The organism is Streptomyces sp. NPDC093984 (assembly GCF_044764595.1).
Lineage (GTDB): Bacteria > Actinomycetota > Actinomycetes > Streptomycetales > Streptomycetaceae > Streptomyces > Streptomyces cynarae.
In genome coordinates, this window is the sequence record NZ_JBIWIM010000001.1 from 661,085 (window position 1) to 678,033 (window position 16,949).

Annotated in this window: 17 protein-coding genes; 4 read left to right on the forward strand and 13 right to left on the reverse strand. The window is 72.0% G+C overall.

Going from position 1 to position 16,949, the window contains the following annotated elements:
• Positions 1-116 precede the first annotated feature (116 nt).
• The 12 genes from ACIRC0_RS03115 to ACIRC0_RS03170 all read right to left on the reverse strand — a co-directional run bounded on the left by ACIRC0_RS03115 (position 117) and on the right by ACIRC0_RS03170 (position 12,209).
• Positions 117-1,253, reverse strand: coding sequence for a polyprenyl synthetase family protein (locus ACIRC0_RS03115; RefSeq protein WP_403610454.1), 1,137 nt, complete (start codon positions 1,251-1,253; stop codon positions 117-119).
• Positions 1,250-2,695, reverse strand: a complete 1,446-nt coding sequence (hpnE, locus tag ACIRC0_RS03120) for a hydroxysqualene dehydroxylase HpnE (RefSeq protein ID WP_403610457.1) — start codon at positions 2,693-2,695, stop codon at positions 1,250-1,252. Before hpnE ends, ACIRC0_RS03115 begins: the two co-directional genes overlap by 4 nt.
• Positions 2,692-2,916, reverse strand: a complete 225-nt coding sequence (locus ACIRC0_RS03125; protein WP_403610460.1) for a DUF6380 family protein — start codon at positions 2,914-2,916, stop codon at positions 2,692-2,694. Before ACIRC0_RS03125 ends, hpnE begins: the two co-directional genes overlap by 4 nt.
• Complete coding sequence (gene hpnD, locus ACIRC0_RS03130) at positions 2,913-3,863, reverse strand: presqualene diphosphate synthase HpnD (RefSeq protein ID WP_403610463.1); 951 nt, start codon at positions 3,861-3,863, stop codon at positions 2,913-2,915. Before hpnD ends, ACIRC0_RS03125 begins: the two co-directional genes overlap by 4 nt.
• Entirely contained in the window at positions 3,860-4,762 is a 903-nt protein-coding gene (gene hpnC / locus ACIRC0_RS03135; protein WP_403610466.1) for a squalene synthase HpnC, read from the reverse strand. The genes hpnD and hpnC overlap by 4 nt, the downstream gene beginning before the upstream one ends.
• A gap of 360 nt (positions 4,763-5,122) precedes the next feature.
• Entirely contained in the window at positions 5,123-5,911 is a 789-nt protein-coding gene (locus tag ACIRC0_RS03140) for an ABC transporter ATP-binding protein (protein ID WP_403610468.1), read from the reverse strand.
• A complete protein-coding gene (locus ACIRC0_RS03145; RefSeq protein ID WP_403610470.1) occupies positions 5,904-6,833 on the reverse strand; it encodes an ABC transporter permease in 930 nt (309 codons plus the stop codon). The genes ACIRC0_RS03140 and ACIRC0_RS03145 overlap by 8 nt, the downstream gene beginning before the upstream one ends.
• A 101-nt stretch (positions 6,834-6,934) precedes the next feature.
• The gene (locus ACIRC0_RS03150) at positions 6,935-7,807 is read right to left on the reverse strand and encodes a glycosyltransferase family 2 protein (protein ID WP_403612670.1); all 873 of its coding nucleotides are present in this window, start codon (positions 7,805-7,807) and stop codon (positions 6,935-6,937) included.
• Between the two features lie 38 nt (positions 7,808-7,845).
• Positions 7,846-8,625: a CDP-alcohol phosphatidyltransferase family protein gene (locus ACIRC0_RS03155; RefSeq protein WP_403610473.1), complete on the reverse strand. Its 780-nt coding sequence runs from the start codon at positions 8,623-8,625 to the stop codon at positions 7,846-7,848.
• Positions 8,603-9,664, reverse strand: coding sequence for an iron-containing alcohol dehydrogenase family protein (locus ACIRC0_RS03160; RefSeq protein WP_403610475.1), 1,062 nt, complete (start codon positions 9,662-9,664; stop codon positions 8,603-8,605). Before ACIRC0_RS03160 ends, ACIRC0_RS03155 begins: the two co-directional genes overlap by 23 nt.
• Entirely contained in the window at positions 9,652-10,404 is a 753-nt protein-coding gene (locus ACIRC0_RS03165) for a sugar phosphate nucleotidyltransferase (RefSeq protein WP_403610478.1), read from the reverse strand. Before ACIRC0_RS03165 ends, ACIRC0_RS03160 begins: the two co-directional genes overlap by 13 nt.
• The gene (locus ACIRC0_RS03170) at positions 10,401-12,209 is read right to left on the reverse strand and encodes a DUF5941 domain-containing protein (protein WP_403612672.1); all 1,809 of its coding nucleotides are present in this window, start codon (positions 12,207-12,209) and stop codon (positions 10,401-10,403) included. Before ACIRC0_RS03170 ends, ACIRC0_RS03165 begins: the two co-directional genes overlap by 4 nt.
• Positions 12,210-12,501: 292 nt before the next feature.
• On the opposite strand from ACIRC0_RS03170, the gene galE reads away from it, so the two are divergent.
• Positions 12,502-13,482 (forward strand): UDP-glucose 4-epimerase GalE, encoded by a 981-nt coding sequence (galE, locus tag ACIRC0_RS03175; protein ID WP_403610480.1) that lies wholly within the window; start codon positions 12,502-12,504, stop codon positions 13,480-13,482.
• Between the two features lie 275 nt (positions 13,483-13,757).
• A complete protein-coding gene (gene idi, locus ACIRC0_RS03180; protein ID WP_403610482.1) occupies positions 13,758-14,351 on the forward strand; it encodes an isopentenyl-diphosphate Delta-isomerase in 594 nt (197 codons plus the stop codon).
• A gap of 87 nt (positions 14,352-14,438) precedes the next feature.
• Here the strand turns inward: idi and ACIRC0_RS03185 are convergent, their stop codons facing one another.
• Positions 14,439-14,948 (reverse strand): ATP-binding protein, encoded by a 510-nt coding sequence (locus tag ACIRC0_RS03185; RefSeq protein ID WP_403612673.1) that lies wholly within the window; start codon positions 14,946-14,948, stop codon positions 14,439-14,441.
• A 231-nt stretch (positions 14,949-15,179) separates the two neighbouring features.
• Between ACIRC0_RS03185 and ACIRC0_RS03190 the strand changes: the two genes are divergently transcribed.
• Both ACIRC0_RS03190 and ACIRC0_RS03195 read left to right on the forward strand, forming a co-directional pair.
• Positions 15,180-15,929, forward strand: a complete 750-nt coding sequence (locus ACIRC0_RS03190) for an enoyl-CoA hydratase/isomerase family protein (protein WP_403610485.1) — start codon at positions 15,180-15,182, stop codon at positions 15,927-15,929.
• Between the two features lie 119 nt (positions 15,930-16,048).
• A complete protein-coding gene (locus ACIRC0_RS03195) occupies positions 16,049-16,915 on the forward strand; it encodes a hypothetical protein (protein ID WP_403610487.1) in 867 nt (288 codons plus the stop codon).
• Positions 16,916-16,949: the final 34 nt, after the last annotated feature.

A 16,949-nucleotide genomic window follows, 5' to 3' on the forward strand; every position in this document is an offset into this window, starting at 1 on the left:
GCTTCCCCTTCGTGCAGTCGTACGAAATCGTGCTGCTGTGGGTCCGCCGTCGGCCGGTGCGCGTGCGCTCAGGGCACCGGCCGGCGACTACGCGAGGTGTATTCGACCGATAGTGATCATCTCTTTCGTACGACGACGAAGTCGGCGAGCGCCGTGAACCGGTCGCGCACCTCCTGGGGCATCCGGACGGCGTCCAGGGCTTCGATGGCGATCGCGTGCTGGCGACGCGCCTCCTGAGCGGTCCATTCCCGGCCGCCGGCCTCCTCGATGAGCGCGGCGCGCGCGGCGAACTCCTCCTCCGAGAAGTTCTCGAAGTCGCTGCTCTTGGCGTCCTCCGCGAGCAGCTCGCCGAGCCGCGCGGAGGCTTCTCCGCCCGCCGCCAGCGCGGCCACGACCGGCAGGGACTTCTTGCGCTGGCGCAGATCGCTCCAGGTCTGCTTTCCGGTGGCCTCCGGGTCGCCCCAGATGCCGAGGAGGTCGTCGACGGCCTGGAAGGCGAGGCCGAGGTGGTAGCCGTACTTCTCCAGCGTGTCGGCCGTCGCGTCGTCCGCGCCGCCGAGGACCGCGCCGATGGAGGAGGCGCAGGCGAGCAGGGCGCCGGTCTTGTTGCCCTCCATCTCCAGGCACTCGGCGACGGTGACCCGCTCGCGGTGCTCGTAGGAGATGTCCTGCGCCTGACCGTCGATCAGGGCGCGGGTGGCGGTGGTCAGCCGGCGGGTGGCGCGGCCGGCCTCGACGGTGCCGAGCTCCAGCAGGACCTCGTTGGCCAGGGCGAACAGCGCGTCGCCGACCAGGATGGCCTGTGCGGGGCCGTGCACCTTCCACACGGTGTCGCGGTGGCGGCGCTGCTCGTCACCGTCCATCAGGTCGTCGTGCAGCAGGGAGAAGTTGTGCACCAGCTCGACCGCGACCGCGCCGGGCACGCCCACCTCGGGGGCCCGGCCGGCGGCCTCGGCGGACAGCAGGGCCAGCGCGGGGCGCACGGCCTTGCCGCCGTCGCCGTCCGCGGGGTTGCCCTGGGCGTCGATCCAGCCGAAGTGGTAGGCGGCGACGGTGTCCATCGGCGGCGCCAGGCGGTCCACGGCCGACCGCAGCACCGGGGCGGCCAGGGTCCGGCCGCGCTCCAGGAGCGCGGACACGTCCACCGCGGTCCTCGGGGCGGCCGTCTCGGCCGGGGGCACAGTGGGCACGGTCTCTCCTCTTGTTGCGATACCGGGGGTGCGGGGGCCTGTCTCCAGCGAATCGACGCTCATGCCGCCTCCTCGAAGAGATCGGGGAGGTGGGCGCCGGACCGGCCCAGCGCGCCGAGTGCGGCGCCCGCCGCACTGATGCCACTGCGGACCGCACTCTCCATGGTCGCGGGCCACCCGGTGGCGGTCCACGCTCCGGCCAGGCAGAGGCCGGGGGCCTTGGTGCGGGCGCCGGGCCTGAGGCGCCCGACGCCGGGGCTGGGGGCGAACGTCGCCGTGCGCTCCCGGGTCACGAAGAAGTCCTTCACCTGGGCGCCGCGGGTGGCGGGCAACAGCCGCTGGAGTTCGGGCAGATACCGCTCGCGGAGTACGGCGACCGGCTCGTCGATCTCCCCCTGGGCCGCCGACTGGGACAGCGCCAGGTACTGGCCCTCGCGCAGTCCGGAGGCCTCGGTGCGGTCGAAGACCCACTGGACCGGGGAGCCGAGGGCCGCGAAGAACGGGCGGTTGAGCACCTTGCGGTCGTAGACGACATGGATGTTGAGGATCGGCGCGGTGCCGATGTCCAGCAGCCGCTCGGGGGCCTCCAGGGCGCCGGGGGGCAGCAGATCGTGGGCCTCGCGCTGCGGTACGGCGAGGACGACGGCGTCCGTTTCGATGCGCTCGCCGGGAACCTGAACGCTCCAGAGCCCGTTTTCGTCAGTGGAGATGGAGGTGACGCGTGTACGGAGCTCGGTACGGACGCCCGCGGAGTCGAGCGCCTTGCGGGCCAGCCGGTCGTGCAGTTCGCCCAGCGGGACGCGTGCCCAGCCGATGTCGGCCGCGCCCGGGTCGGACAGCAGGCCCGTCTTGAACACCATCGCGGCGAGCCCGAGCGAGGCGTCGCCGGCCACCGCGTTGAGGGTGGCGACCCCGACCAGGTCCCACAGTGCCTCGACGGCACGCGCCGACTGACCGTGCGCGGCCAGCCAGCTGCCGAAGTCCTGCGCGTCGAGCGCGGGGTCCGCGAGGTCCAGTGCCCGGAGCGCCAGTGCGGCACGCCCCACTTTGGCGCGCTCGGCGAGCGAGAGATGCGGATAGGTGGCCAGGCTGCGCCCGAGGTGCAGGGGTACGGGCAGCGCGTCGCGCCGTAGTCTGCCGAGCCGCCGTCCCGGTGCGGCGTTCGCGTCGAGGACGGGCACGTCGAGACGATCCTGCAGGGGCGCCAGCGTGGAGGCGTCGATGCGGTCGAGGAACCAGCGGTACGCGGTGCAGCAGCGCAAGTAGACGTGCTGGCCGTTGTCGACGGTCAGGTCGCCGCGGTGGAAGGAGAACGCGAGTCCGCCGAGCCGGGGCCGTCCCTCCAGCAGGGTGACCCGCACCCCGGCGTCGGCGAGCGCCAGCGCGGCCGTGATCCCGGCGAGCCCGCCGCCGACCACCACGGCGGACGTCCCGGGCGAGGACGGCATGCCGCGGTGACCCGCGGTGTCCGCGACCGGGTCCTCCGCCTGGGTGCCGTCGCTCATCGTGCTTCCTCCCGTGCCGGTCCACCGTGGTGCTTGAACGATGCACGGCAGGCCGTCGCAGTCAGGGACGCCGCGCCGCACCGGAGGGTTGCCTGCCGCTTTTCGGAGGCGGCGAGTGGGGGTACCCCCTGCTCGAAGAGCTTGGGGGAGCCTGCCGGGCGTCGCGACCGGGCGAACGTTGCCTGTCGGGGCGCTGGTGCCGGAACCGGGGTGTCGGTCACGCACGCCTCCTGACGGTCCGCCGGGACACGTTCCGCGCGTCGAGCCCCGACAGGCCGCGCACGGCGACGTACGCCTTCTCACGCCCGGGCAGCGAGACCCGGCCGCGCAGCACGGCCTCCGGCTCGCGCTCGATACGGTCCAGGAGCCGGCGGTAGATGCCGGCCATGGCGGCGACACAGGCGCCGCTGCGCCGGTCGAGCATGGGCAGCAGCCGGTAGCCCTCGGCGAAAAGGGCGCGGGCCCGACGCACTTCGAAGTGCACGAGGCCCGCGAAGTCGGAGCCCTCGGGTGGGGTCGGTCCGTGGAACCCGGCCGAACAGCCGAACTTGGCGAGATCGTCGGCCGGAAGGTAGACGCGGCCGCCCTCGGCGTCCTCGCGGATGTCCCTGAGGATGTTGGTGAGTTGCAGTGCGAGCCCGAGCGTGTCGGCATACTCCGGCGCGCGCTCGGTGCCGCGCGCCCCCGGTTCCGTGCCGAACACGCCGAGCGAGAGCCGTCCGATGGCCCCGGCGACACAGCGGCAGTAGACCTTCAGATCGTCCCAGGTCTCGTAGGTCTCGCCGCGTACGTCCATCAGGACGCCGTCGATGAGTTCGTCGAGGCCGCCGAGGGGGATCGGGAAGTGCCGGGCGGCATGGGTGAGGGCGACCGCGACCGGGTCGGTGTCGTCCTCGGCCACCTCCTCGTCGCGGATACGGGCCAGCAGCGCGCGGGTCTCCTCCAGCCGTGCCGTCTTGACGTCGGCCTCCAGCGCGCCGTCACCGATGTCGTCGACACGCCGGGAGAACGCGTAGAGCGCCGACATCGCGCGGCGCTTCGGCGTCGGCAGGAGCCTGATCCCGTAGGCGAAGTTACGGGCCTGCTGCCCGGTCACGGCCTCGCAGTAGCGGTACGCGGCGAGTACCGGTGGGGACACGTGTTCTTCCGACTCCACGGTCCGGATCACCCCTCTCCTCGCAGAGTCACGCCCACCTCGCGCAGCAACCGGAGCTTGCCGGGCTTGGGCGGGCCGGGAAGTACGTCGTAGTGCGCTGCGGCGATCGCGTGGATGGCCGCCCTTCCTCCCGCCACGAAGCCCGCGAGCAGCAGCTTCAGCCTGCCGTGGACGCTACCCACCAGGGGGGCGCCTTCATTCAGGAGACCGCGGGCGCGTTCTGCTTCGTACGCGACCAGTGCGCGCACCGATGCGCCCGCTGTGGGCGTGGCGAGGTCCGCCTCCTGCACGTGGAAGCGCTTCATGTCCGCGGCGGGCAGATAGACGCGGTCGCGGCCGAGGTCCTCGGCGACGTCCTGCAGGTGTTCGACGATCTGCAGCGCCGTGCAGATCGCGTCGGAGCGGCGGACTCGCTCGGGGGTGGAGGTGCCGGTCACCGCGAGGACGAGGCGGCCGACCGGGTTGGCGGAGAGTTCGCAGTAGGCGAGGAGGTCGTCGTACGTCTCGTACCGCTTGACGAGCTGGTCCTGGCGGTTGGCGGCGATCAGGCCGAGGAACGGCTCGGGGGTGAGGCCGGCGCGCCGGACCGTGGGCTGCAGCCGGCGCAGGAGGGGGTGACGGGGTGTCGCGTCGAAGACCCGGCGCAGGTCGGCCTCGAAGGCGTCCAGGAGGATCAGGCGGTCCTCGGCCTCCTCGGGCGACACGCCGAGCAGGCGGGCGTCGGACCCACCGGGGGCGAGGTCGCCGTCTCCGATGTCGTCGACCAGCCGGGCGAAGCCGTAGACGGCCATGAGGTCTTCCCGCCAGGCCTTCGGCAGGAAGAACGGCGCCACGGGGAAGTTCTCGTCCGCGGCCTTGTCGAGGGTGCCGCGCTCCGGGTCGCCGGTGCGCGCCGTCCCGGCATGCGTCACCGCTCGCCGCCCGACGCGGGGACGGCACATGTCCCGCGGAGCTGGAGACTTTCCGTAGCCATTGCCGTCACATCTCCCGTTCTACACCGCCGACCCAATACATCCTCTTTCGGACACGCCGCCCGACTGTCCGTGCAGCGCGGCAGGTGTGGGGGTGTATGGCATTATCGCCCCACTTGCCGCGAATCAGCACCGTCACAGCTTACGTTGTACAACGCAGGGAGCTTCGGCGGGGTGTCCTGCACATCACAACAACACACCGATTGGCGCCAAGATTCCTGAGACAAGCCCGAGTTGACGTTTCCTTTGCAGACGCGGGGCCCCGCCGAAACGTTGCGACGGGGCCCTGGGCGGTGTGGATCACTTGCCCGTGAACTTCTCGTACTCCTTGAGAACCTCTTCTGTGGGGCCGTCCATCCGGAGTTCACCGCGTTCCAGCCACAGGACGCGGTTGCAGGTGTCACGGATGGATTTGTTGTTGTGACTGACCAGAAACACCGTGCCCGCCTCCTTGCGCAGTTCCCGGATGCGCTCCTCGGACCGCTTCTGGAAGGCGCGGTCGCCGGTGGCGAGGGCCTCGTCGATCATGAGGACGTCGTGGTCCTTGGCGGCGGCGATGGAGAAGCGCAGCCGGGCGGCCATGCCGGAGGAGTACGTCCGCATGGGGAGTGTGATGAAGTCGCCCTTCTCGTTGATACCGGAGAAGTCGACGATCTCCTCGTAGCGGGCCTTGATCTCCTCCCGGGACATGCCCATCGCCAGACCGCCCAGGATGACGTTGCGCTCGCCCGTCAGGTCGTTCATCAGGGCCGCGTTGACGCCGAGCAGCGAGGGCTGGCCGTCGGTGTAGACCTTGCCCTTCTCCGGGGGCAGCAGTCCAGCGATGGCGCGCAGCAGGGTGGACTTGCCCGAGCCGTTGGAGCCGATCAGGCCGATGGCCTCGCCGCGGTAGGCGACGAACGACACTCCCCTGACCGCGTGCACCCTGCGGACACCGCGCGCCGCGTCGTCGGAGCCCCGCTTGAGGATGCGGCTCAGAGCGGCGGTCGCGCTGCCCTTGCCGGTCCCGGCACCGTTGACGCGGTAGACGATGTGCAGGTCGTCGGCGATGACGGTGGGCACCCTGGCCCCGGTGTTCTGCTCAGCCACGGCCGTACCGCTCCTCCGCCTTCCAGAAGTACACGAACCCGCCGGCGAAGACGACGACGGCCCAGAACAGCGCGATGGCCCACACGTGCGGCGGGAGGTTGGCGGCGCCGTAGTTCTTGATGAGCGCGAAGCGCATCAGGTCCATGTAGACGGCGGCCGGGTTCGCCTGCAGCGCGCGGACGACCCATTCCGGACGGCCGGCGAGCATGGTGTGGATGGAGAACATGACTCCGGAGGCGTACATCCAGGTGCGCAGGATGAAGGGCATCAGCTGCGCGAGGTCCGGGGTCTTGGCACCCATCCGCGCCACGATCAGGGACAGGCCGGTGTTGAAGAGGAACTGCAGCACCAGGACCGGGACGATCAGCAGCCAGGACAGCCTCGGGTAGCTGCCGAACCCGATGGCGACGGCGAACAGCACGATCATCGAGAAGAGCAGCTGCTGGAGCTGCTGCAGCGCGAAGGAGATGGGCAGTGATGCGCGCGGGAAGTGCAGGGCCCGCACCAGACCCAGGTTGCCGGAGATCGCCCGGACGCCCGCCATGATCGAGCTCTGGGTGAAGGTGAACACGAACACGCCGGTCACCAGGAACGGGATGTACGTCCCGTGCGACATGCCCCGGCTGGCCTTCAGGATCAGCCCGAAGATGAAGTAGTACACGAGCGCGTTCAGCAGCGGGGTGGCGACCTGCCACAGCTGGCCGAGCTTGGCCTGGCTGTACTGGGCGGTGAGCTTCGCCTGCGAGAAGGCGAGGATGAAGTGACGCCGTCCCCACAGCTGGCGGACGTAGCGGACGAGTCCGGGCCGGGCACCGCTGACCGAGAGGCCGTACTTGGCGGCCAGCTCGGCCGGGCTCAGCCCGCCATCGGCGGACGGGTCGGTGGTCACCGCGACGCGCCCGTCATGCGTTGTCTCACTCACAGGTTGGCAAACTCTCCGTTTTCGGGATGCGCGGACGGCCCGCGCTCGGGTGGGAGCCGCGATGTGGGCCCCCGCCCGCTGGCTTCCGAGTACCGAGCTTGTCAGATCACCGGGGGCCGGCCCAGTCGGGTAAGCCGCCAGACCGTACTCCACCGCATGGGCCGGCGGGGCCCGCACGGGGTCGTCCAGCCCTCCCGGAAGCCGCCGAACCAGGCCCTCAGGGCGGCCCGCGAGGGGCGGCGCAGCAGCGTCAGGAGCATCCAGACACCCAGGTACACCGGAACGAGGACGGCGGGCAGGTTGCGGCGGGCGAGCCACACCCGGTTGCGGGCGACCATCCGGTGGTAGACCGCGTGCCGGGAGGGCGCGGTCGTGGGGTGGTACAGCACCATGTCCGACCGGTAGTCGATCATCCAGCCCGCGTCCAGGGCCCGCCAGGCCAGGTCGGTCTCCTCGTGGGCGTAGAAGAACTCGTCCGGCAGGCCGCCGACCTCGGCGAACACCTTCGTGCGGACGGCGTTGGCGCCGCCCAGGAAGGTGGTCACCCGCGAGGAGTGCATCGGGTCGGAGGCGCGCAGCCGGGGCACGTGGCGGCGCTGGGTCTCGCCGGTGTCGGGGTCGGCGATGCGGAAGCTGATGATGCCGAGCCGAGGGTCGGCGGCGAAGGCCTCACGGCACAGCTCGGCGGTGTCGGTGCGGGCGAGCAGGCCGTCGTCGTCGAGGAAGAGCAGCACGTCGACGTCGGTGCCCCCGGGGCCGAAGGCCTCGATGCCGACGTTGCGGCCGCCGGGGATGCCGAGGTTCTCGGGCAGCTCGATCGTGCGGACGCCGTCGGGGACGTCCGGGACCGGGGAGCCGTTGCCGACCACGACCACCTCGACGGGATCGCCGTCCTGCTTGGCCACCGAGTCGAGGAGGGCGCGGAGCTCTGCCGGGCGGTTGCCCATCGTGATGATGACGGCCCCGACCTTCATGGCGCCGCCCGGGGTGGCGCCGCTCTGTGCTGGGCCGCTCACTTCAGCCTGCTGGAGGCCAGGATGGACACGAGGTGGAGCACCGTCTGGAGCAGCGCGATACCGGCCAGCACGGCCACGCCGAGCCGCTCGAAGAACAGGTCGCCGCGCACCGTGTCCACGATCGCCAGGACCAGGATCAGCAGGGACGCCTCGATGCCCAGGATCAGCCGGTGGAACTTGAGCGCGGCTGCGGCCCTGCGGGCCAGGGCCATGCCCGAGGAGCGCATCTCCGAAGCGGCCTCCTTCACCGGCGGCAGCCCGGCCTGGTGCCGGGCCACGCCGACCAGGTCGGTCTCGGCCTTGATCAGGATGGCGCCGAGCGCGGCCAGCGTCCCGAGGAAGGCCCACAGCCAGTCGATACGGCCGCTGCCCCACGGGTCGGCGGCGCGCAGACCGAAGCCGACGAGCACGGCGGCATCGGTCAGGTAGGCGCCGACGCGGTCCAGGTACACCCCGCCCAGCGAGTACTGCTTCTTCCAGCGCGCGATCTCCCCGTCGACGCAGTCCAGCAGCAGGTACAGCTGGACGCACACCACGCCGAGCACGGCGCCCGGGATCCCCGGCACGAGCAGTGCCGGGGCCGCGAGCACGCCGAAGACGGTCATCAGGTACGTGAGCTGGTTGGGCGTGACCCGGGTGTCGACCAGGTAGCGGTCGACCCGCAGGGACACCTCTCGCATGTAGAGGCGTCCCATCCAGTGCTCACCGCTGCGCCGGTCCTTGACCCCTGCGGGGTGCACGACGGGCCGGAGTTCAGCTACCGATGGCCTTGACATAGTCGGCGTAGGTGTCCTTGATCTGTTCGGGCTTCAGGTCGAGGTGTTCGAGGATCGTGTAGCGGCCGGGCCGGGTCTGCGGGGCGTACTCCACGACCCGGACGAACTCGTCCACCGTGAAGCCGATCTCCTGCGGCAGCACGGGCAGCCCGTGCCGGCGCAGCACCTGGGCCATGAACGCCGACTCCTCGTGCGCCCCGCGCAGGTACATCGCGAAGGCGGCGCCCAGGCCGCACTGCTCGCCGTGGGCGGCCGCGCGCTTGGGGAACAGCAGGTCGAAACCGTGGTTGATCTCGTGGCAGGCCCCGGAGGAGGGGCGGGAGTCGCCCGACACGGACATGGCGATGCCGCTGAGGACCAGGGCCTCGGCGAGGACCTGGAGGAAGTCGTTGTCGCCGATGCCTCCGGGGTGGCGCAGCACGGCCTCGCCGGCCTGCCGGGCCATGGCCGCGGCGAGGCCGTCGATCTTCTCGCCGTTGACGCGGTTGGCCAGCTCCCAGTCCGCGACCGCGGAGATGTTGGAGATGGCGTCGCCGATACCGGAGCGCACGAAACGGACGGGAGCCTCGCGGATCACGTTGAGGTCGATGACGACCGCGATCGGGTTCGGCACGCCGTACGAGCCGCGGCCCGCGTCGTTGTCGAGGGTGGCGACCGGGGAGCACAGGCCGTCGTGCGCGAGGTTCGTGGGCACGGCGACCAGGGGCAGGCCGACGCGCGCCGCGGCGAACTTGGCGCAGTCGATGATCTTGCCTCCGCCCAGGCCAACGAGCGCGTCGTAGTGGCCGGACTTCATCTCGCCGGCCAGCCTGACCGCGTCGTCGAGGGTGCCGCCGCCGACCTCGTACCAGGTGGCGCCGGGCAGGCTCGGGGAGAGCCGCTCCCGCAGGCGGGCGCCGGAGCCGTCGCTGACCGCGACGGCGAGCTTGCCCGAGTGGGAGATGCGCTCGTCCGCGAGCACGCCCGCCAGGTCGTCGAGGGCACCCGGGCGGATGTCGACGACGACCGGCGAGGGGATGAGCCTCGTCAGTACCGGCACGCGATCTCCCGCCCCCGGGCCAGGTCGTCGTGGTTGTCGATCTCGACCCACGGGACGTCGCCGATCGGCGCCACGTCGATCTTGAAGCCGCGGTTGACCAGCTCCTGGTAGCCGTCCTCGTAGTACAGCTGCGGGTCGCGCTCGAAGGTGGTCTTGAGCGCGTCGGCCAGCTCCGCGGCGGCCTCCCCCTCGATGAGGGTGACGCCGATGTACTCACCGGTCGCCTCGGCCGGGTCCATCAGCTTGGTGATCCGCCGAACGCCCTTCTCGGGGTCGACGACGACCTTCATCTCCTCGTCGGCGAGGTTCTTCACCGTGTCGAGGGCGAGGATGATCTTCTTGCCGTCGCCGCGGGCGGCGAGCAGGGTCTTCTCGACCGACACCGGGTGGACGGTGTCGCCGTTGGCGAGGATCACGCCGTCCTTGAGGGCGTCACGGCCGCACCACAGGGAGTAGGCGTTGTTCCACTCCTCGGCCTTGTCGTTGTCGATCAGGGTGAGCTTCAGGCCGTACTTCTGCTCCAGGGCCGCCTTGCGCTCGTACACGGCCTCCTTGCGGTAGCCGACGATGACGCCGACCTCGGTCAGGCCCACCTCGGCGAAGTTGCCGAGCGTGAGGTCCAGGACCGTGAGGCTGTCCTCCGCGCCCTCGGGCCCCACCGGCACCAGAGCCTTGGGCAGGGTGTCGGTGTAGGGGCGCAGACGCCGTCCGGCGCCGGCCGCCAGCACGAGGCCGATCATGCGGGTTCTCCTTCATCGTGTACGGCGGGTGCGCCGCCCTTGTGTGCGGCCACCCAGAAGCGGATGCTCTCGACGAGCACCACGAGGGCCACGTACCCGGCGAGGGCCGTGAGGGCGACCTTGAACTGTGCCGCGGTGAGCGTTGCGGCCAGAACCGTGACGAGCAGCGTCCGGCCCTCGTGTCCCCCGATCGCGCGCACCAGCCAGTGCGGCGGCGCGCCGGCGTCGCCGCGGATGCGGTACACCGTGTCGTAGTGATGGTAGGCGACGGCCGCCACCAGTCCGAAAGCCGCCGGTAGCACCCCGTTCACCCCGGATTTCGCCGCGAGGATGAGGACGGTGCCGTACTCGGCGGCGCGGAAGAGCGGGGGGACGAGCCAGTCGAGGGGGCCCTTGAGGGGCCGGGCGAGGGCCAGGGGCGACTGGAGCACGTAGAAGACGGCGCCCAGGACGGGCCACCAGCTGCCGTATCCGGCGAGCGAGGCCGCGAGCGCGACGACGGCGCCGCCGACCAGGGCGGTGTAGGCGGGTGCTCGCAGGGACACCCGGCGCGCGATGCGCGTCAGCAACTCGGCGAGCGGTCCGCTGTCCGCGAGGTCCGCAAGCGCCCGAGCCGCCCGGTCGGTGCGGCGCGCCTCGCGCGTCACCGACCGCAGCACCCGGCCCGCCGTGGTGTACGTCGCCGCGAAGGCACAGCCGATGAGCAGCACGACGAAGGTGACACGGGGAGTGGTGGCGGCCGTCAGGACGGCTATCAGCGCCCAGCGCTCCCCGATCGGCAGAACGATCATCCGGCGCACCCACACCGTCCAGCCGACGCTGTCCAGGCGGTCGGAGAGGGCCGCGGTGGGGCTGGTGTTGGCGGTCGCGTCGTGGTTGGCCTCGTTGAACGCGAAGTCGACCACGTGCCGGCAGGTCTGCAGGACCATCGCGCCGAGCGCGAGCGCCCACACGTCGTCGCCCCCGCGGGCGGCGCCGAGGGCGAGGCCCGCGTAGTAGGCGTACTCCTTGACCCGGTCGAAGGTGGCGTCCAGCCAGGCGCCGAGCGTCGAGTACTGCAGGGAGTAGCGGGCGAGCTGGCCGTCGGTGCAGTCCAGGACGAAGGACAGGATCAGCAGGACGCCGGCCGCGACGAAACCGCCCCGGGTGCCGGTGGCCGCGGCGGCCGCCGCGATGAGGGCGGTGAGCAGCGAGGCGGTGGTGACCTGGTTGGGGGTCAGACCGCGGCGGGCGCACCAGCGCGCGATGTAGCGCGAGTACGGGCTGATGAAGTGGGTGGTGAAGAAGCCGTCGCGGGCCTTGACGGCGCTGCGCAGCCGGACGGCCTCGTCGTCGACGGCGGCGACCGCCTGCCGTGCCTCGTTGCGGGACTGTGGGTCGGTGGGGACGGCGGCGACCAGGGTGCCGAGTTCGGGGCGGTGGACCGGGATCCCGTCGGCGTCGAGGGCGGCGGTGATGCGCTCGGCGAGGTTGTCGGTGACCACGGCCGCACCGCCGGCCGCGGCGGAGTTCTCGCGGGCCAGAGCACGGGCCAGGGCCTGGCGGGCGGCGGGCTGGGCGGTGACGGCACCGGGCACGGCGGCGGCCGGGAAGCGGGGGTCGGTCAGACCGAGGCGCAGCGCGTGCAGATGCCCCACGAAGCGGGCGTCGACGATCGCGACCCGCCGGCCCGCAGGCACGGCGGCGAGGAGGGCCTCGGCGTCACCGGTGCCGGTGGCGACCCGCACGTCGAAGCCGAGGGACCGCAGATCGCCCTCGAGCGACGATCCGGGGACCGGCTGTCCGGTGAGGATGGCGGTCGACAGACGAACTCACTCCCTGAAGGCCCGACGCGCGCTACGGGCGCCGGTCATGTGTGCGATGCGGTAGACCCGGGCAGGGGTCGGGCGGCATGTCGGCAGAGGCTATCGGATGCCTGGAAGCCCGCGTTCACCGGGCGTTCATGGGCTGATCAACCCGGCCTGCGCGGCCACCGCCGCGATCATCATCGGGGATGGGACGGGCAGGCCACAAACCGCGGGTGCGGATCCACCCATTCCCGGCAGCTGAGCCGGCGGGCCGGACGGCGTTCGCCGGACGGGCATAGGGTGAGGCTCCATGACATGGCTGATCACCGGCGGGGCCGGGTACATCGGAGCCCATGTGGCGCGGGCGATGGTCGCCGAGGGTGAGCGCGTCCTGGTCCTGGACGACCTCTCGGCCGGCGTTCCCTCCAGGCTTCCGGAGGGCGTTCCGCTGGTGCGGGGCTCCGCGCTGGACGGCGAGCTGCTCAAGAGTGTCCTGGCCGAGCACGAGGTGACCGGTGTGGTGCACCTCGCGGCGCGCAAGCAGGTCGGCGAGTCCGTGGAGCGGCCGACGCACTACTACCGGGAGAACGTGGGCGGTCTCGCCACGCTGCTGGACGCGGTCGCGGAGGCCGGGATCGGGCGGTTTCTGTTCTCCTCGTCCGCGGCCGTGTACGGCGACCCGGATGTGGACCTCATCACGGAGGACACACCCTGTGCCCCGATGAGCCCGTACGGCGAGACGAAGCTCGCGGGCGAGTGGCTGGTGCGGGCGGCGGGCCGCGCGCACGGCATGGCGACGGTGTGTCTGCGCTACTTCAACGTGGCGGGCGCGGCGGCGCCGGAGCTGGCCGACACGGGCGTGTTCAACGTGGTGCCCATGGTCTTCGACCGGCTGACCCGCGGCGAGGCCCCGCGGATCTTCGGCGACGACTATCCGACACCGGACGGCACCTGTGTCCGCGACTACATCCACGTCGCCGACCTCGCCGAGGCGCACCTCGCGGCGGCCCGGCGGCTGGCGGGGGGCGCGACGGGCGATCTGACGGTCAACGTCGGCCGCGGTGAGGGCGTCTCGGTACGGGAGCTCGTCACGCTCATCGGCGAGGTGACCGGTGACAGCACGCCCGCGGTCGTCGAGCCGCGCCGCCCCGGGGACGCGCCTCGGGCGGTCGCGTCGTCCGCGCTCGCCGAGCGGGAGCTGGGCTGGAGGGCCCGGCGCGGGGTGCGCGACATGGTGGAGTCGGCCTGGCAGGGGTGGCTGCTGCACCACCCGGAGGCACGCCACGACTGAGCGGGATGCGAGCCCCTCGGCGGGGGGACGCGGGGCTGCGCCACGGGTGCGCGGCGCGTGCGCGGGCGCGAGTCGCCGCGGGCGCGCGCCCGTGCGGTTCCCCGTCGGTGGCGACGGGCACGATCAGGTATCCGACCGCTTCCGGCGTCCTCTCCGTGGGGTCCCGGACCGCTTTCGATGCGTCCGTGCCGGGACATGCGGGGAGGAGCGAAGTGCCGGGAGTGCCGGATTCGTACGGCAGACTTGGGGCTGGACAACCGATGCGAAGGATGGGTATGCCGATCACACCTGCCACCGCGACGCACCGTTCGTCGAACGGCACCGCCGAAGCCATCATGCTGGAGCTGGTCGACGAGAACGGCACCACGATCGGCACGGCCGAGAAGCTCGCCGCCCATCAGCCGCCGGGCCGGCTGCACCGGGCGTTCTCGGTGTTCCTGTTCGACGAGCGGGGCAGGCTGCTGCTCCAGCAGCGGGCGCTGGGCAAGTACCACTCCCCCGGTGTCTGGTCGAACACCTGCTGCGGCCACCCCTACCCGGGTGAGGCGCCGTTCACGGCGGCGGCCCGGCGGACGTACGAGGAGCTGGGCGTCTCCCCGTCGCTGCTCGCCGAGGCGGGCACGGTCCGCTACAACCATCCGGATCCGGACTCGGGCCTGGTGGAGCAGGAGTACAACCACCTCTTCGTCGGTCTGGTGCAGTCCCCTCTGCACCCGGACCCGGAGGAGGTCGGGGCGACGGCGTTCGTGACCGCGGAGGAGCTGGCCCAGCGGCACGCCGAGGACAGGTTCTCCTCGTGGTTCATGACGGTCCTGGACGCGGCGCGGCCCGCGATCAGGGAGCTGACCGGGCCGTCCGCGGGCTGGTGAAGCGGGGGGTCCGTCCGGCCCGCCCGGACGGACCCGCACGGTCCGCGGATGCCGGACCGGCTCGACTCGGCAGAAGTCCCTGCCGGCTCAGAAGACGCCCGTGGGCTTGAGCGGAAGCGCGGCCCAGATCACCTTGCCGCCGCCGGCCGTGTGCTCGACGTCGCACACCCCGCCGGCCTCCCTCGTCACCTCCCGGACCAGGAGCAGTCCCCGGCCCCCGGTGCGGCCGTGGTCCGCCTCCAGCGCGCTCGGGCGGTAGGGGTGGTCGTCCTCCACCGCCACCCGCACCCACTCGGGACCGACGGCGACCTCCACGGCGAGCATCGGCGACAGCAGCGCCGCGTGCCGGACCGCGTTGGTGACCAGCTCGGAGACGATCAGCAACAGCGCCTGCAAGGTGTCGTCCGAGACCGGCACGCCCTGGCGGACGAGCAGGTCCCGCACGGCGTGCCGCGCCTGCGGCACCGAGGCGTCCACGGCGGCGGCGGTGAACCGCCACACCCCCTCGTACGGCAGCGGTCCCGCCGGCCTCGCGCCTTCCGGCGCCCTTCCGCCGCCTTCAGGGCGCGGGCCGGACCCTCGCCCTTCGTTCTCCATCGTCCGGTCGCCACCCTTGCGCTCGATTGTCACCACACCTCGAGTGTTGGGAATGCGCTGGTCCGTCCCAAAAGACTGAACACAAGTCAGCAGGTATCGACGACATCTGACCATTGGCGTATGACACGGTCAGTTGTGTGACCGCTCCTGCTCCTTGCCGCGCCATCTTGCGAACTCTTCGGGTTGTAGGCGTTCGTCGAGCCTTCGGGGGCTGCGGATAGCATCCGGCGTATGGAGCCCCAGCTGCTGCACCGCGTCGCCGACGGGGTCGCGACCGTCGTCATCCACCATCCGGCCAAGCGGAACGCCATGACGGCCGGCATGTGGGAGGCGCTGCCGCCGCTGCTCGACGCCCTTGCCGCCGACCCCACGGTCCGGGTACTGGTGCTGACCGGGGAGGGCGGCACGTTCTGCGCGGGCGCCGACATCTCCACGCTGAGGGGGTCGCCGGAGCGGGCGCAGTCACTCGCGGTGCGGGCCGAGGAGGCGCTGGCCGCGTTCCCGAAGCCGACGCTGGCGGCGGTCCGCGGGCACTGCGTGGGCGGCGGCGCCCAGCTCGCGGCGGCCTGCGATCTGCGCTTCGCGGAGGAGGGCGCGCTGTTCGGGGTGACGCCCGCCAAGCTGGGGATCGTCTACCCGGCCTCCTCGACCCGGCGGCTGGTGTCGCTGGTGGGGCCGGGCACAGCCAAGTACCTGCTGTTCTCGGGCGAGTTGGTGGAGGCGGAACGGGCGCTGCGCACCGGCCTGGTCGAGGAGGTGCTGCCCGAGGGGGAACTCGACAAAAGAGTCGCGGAGTTCACGCGCGTGCTGGCCTCACGCTCGCAGCTGACGCAGGCGGCGGCCAAGGAGTTCGCGAACGGACGGACGGACCGGGACGCTCACTGGGCGGAGCAGGCGCGCGGCAGCGGCGACACCGCCGAGGGCGTCGCCGCGTTCCTGGAGCGCAGGCAGCCGCGCTTCGGCTGGACCACGTCAGGCTGACCTCCTCCCCGCGGTGAACGACGGAGGTTCCTTCCCTCCCGGGTCGGGCATTCTGCTTCGCAGCCATGCCGGGCGGCCCACCCTTCCCGACGTACCGACCAGTCGGTAACCTGCCGGTCATGACCTCTCCTCTGCCGGAGCGCGCCGCGCGGCGCTGCCACAATGTGATCAATCCGCTGCACTCGACGCACTACTTCTCGCCGGATCTGAACCGGGAACTGACCGCCGTGGGCGTGTCCGACAGCAGGGCCGCCTACTTCGCGGTGCGGGCCGCCGCCATGGGCCCCGTGGGCGCGGGTGTGGTGACGGCCACGTTCTTCAACTTCCACCCCGGGCTGGTGGCACGGCACGTGCCCGCCGTGTGGGAGACGGCGTCCCCCCAGGTGGTGCTCGCGGCACGCGCGCGTGCCGTCGACGCGACGCTGCGGCGGCTGCTGGGCGAGGAGACCGTCGCCGCCAAGGAGATGGCCGAGGCGGCGGAGCTCGCGCTGCGCGCGACGGAGGCGTGCACGCGGCACGCGCGCCCCCTGTACGCCGCGCACGCCGATCTGCCGGTGCCCGACGAGCCGCACCTGGCGTTCTGGCACGCGGCCACACTGCTGCGGGAGCACCGCGGCGACGGCCATCTCGCGGTGCTGCTGGCCGCGGACCTCGATCCGGTGGAGGCGCTGGTGACGCACACCGCGACCGGCAAGGGCATGTCCCCGAAGTGGGCGCTCGGCACGCGCGGCTGGAGCCGGGAGGACTGGGACGCGGCGTGCGGGCGGCTGCGCGAGCGTGGACTGCTCGGTGCGGACGGCGAGTTGACCGAGGCGGGCACCGCGCTGCGCGGGGAGATCGAGGCGGAGACCGACCGCCTGGACCGGGCCCCCTACGAACACCTCGGCGCCGCGGGCGTCGAACGGCTGACGGATCTCGCGGGCGCGCTGCTCACCAGGGCTCTTACGGCCGGGGCCTTCCCGGAGGACATGATCGGCAAGGGATGAGGTACCCGGCCGTCACCCGATGGTTCACACCGGG